The following is a 454-nucleotide window of genomic DNA, read 5'->3' as shown; positions in this document are numbered from 1 at the left end:
TCCAAAATAGGCGGTAGCGGGAAATCTTTTGCCGTGACAGCCAGCCCCGTCGGATCTATCATGAGCATCGTCGGACTATAAATAAACATAAATGGTACGATAAATCCGGCAAGTGCCAGTTTGAGCGACAAGAACCCTGTTTTCATCGGGTCGCCACCGGATATACCCGCACCAGCAAAAGCAGCCAGACACACAGGCGGAGTAATATTGGCAAAGATACCAAAGTAGAAGACAAACATATGCGCTGACAAGATTGGAATATCAAACCCTGCCAATGCCGGGGCTGCCATGGTCGCGGTAATGATATAGGCAGGAATAGAAGGTAGCCCCATACCCAAGACCATTGAAGCTAACATCGTCAAAATAAGCGTAAAGAACAATGACCCTGCGCCTAAGGTCACGATAGAAGATGTCATTACCGTACCAAAGCTGGTCAGACTGACCACACCAATGA

1 protein-coding gene is annotated in these 454 nt (G+C 48.0%); it reads right to left on the bottom strand.

Features of this window, described 5'->3' with window-relative positions; genetic code table 11:
- On the bottom strand, positions 1–454 hold a 454-nt coding region (locus B3V51_RS04070; RefSeq protein WP_286708035.1), incomplete at both ends, for a TRAP transporter large permease subunit.

Origin of the sequence: Psychrobacter sp. UBA2514 (assembly GCF_002341255.1) — a bacterium.
Taxonomy (GTDB): Bacteria; Pseudomonadota; Gammaproteobacteria; order Pseudomonadales; family Moraxellaceae; genus Psychrobacter; species Psychrobacter pacificensis.
The sequence above is the reverse complement of the archived record's forward strand: the minus strand, read 5'-3'. Positions and strand labels throughout refer to the sequence as shown.